The organism is Salipiger sp. HF18 (assembly GCF_011806505.1).
In the GTDB taxonomy this organism is placed as follows: Bacteria; Pseudomonadota; Alphaproteobacteria; order Rhodobacterales; family Rhodobacteraceae; genus Salipiger; species Salipiger thiooxidans.
In genome coordinates, this window is sequence record NZ_JAATOS010000993.1 from 1 (window position 1) to 535 (window position 535).

At 70.7% G+C, this 535-nt stretch carries 1 protein-coding gene; it reads right to left on the minus strand.

Annotated elements, in window-relative coordinates:
• Nucleotides 1–113 precede the first annotated feature (113 nt).
• On the minus strand, nt 114–535 hold a 422-nt coding region (locus HC022_RS28445; RefSeq protein ID WP_167454585.1), incomplete at its 5' end, for an SDR family oxidoreductase.

The window sequence follows — 535 nt, forward strand, 5'->3', positions numbered from 1 at the left end:
GCCCGAACGTCAAGGGTCGATGCCATGCGGTTCCTGCTGGCAGAGCCCGGGCGCGATCACGAAAAAGGGCGCGCCGGTGGTGGCGCGCCCTCATCGGGGCCCGGAAGGGTCGTTCAGCGCGCCAGCCAGCCGCCGCCGACGTTGATGACGGCGCCGGTGACATAGGTCGCCGCGGGCGAGGCGAGGAAGGCGGCGGTGCCGCCGATGTCCGAAGGCTCGCCCCAGCGGCCCGCCGGGATGCGCTCGAGGATGGCCTTCGAGCGCTCGGGGTCGTCGCGCAGCGCCTCGGTGTTGTTGGTGGCGATGTAGCCCGGCGCGAAGGCGTTCACGGTGATCCGGTGCGGCGCCCATTCGTTGGCGAGGATCTTGGTGACCCCCGCGACGCCGTGCTTGGAGGCGGTGTAGGCGGGCACCCGGATGCCACCCTGGAAGGACAGCAGCCAGGCGATGTTGACGATGGCGTCCGGCGTGCCGGTGCCGACCAGCGCCTTGCCGAAGGCCTTGCAGGTGAAGAACAGCGCCTTGAGGTTGGTGT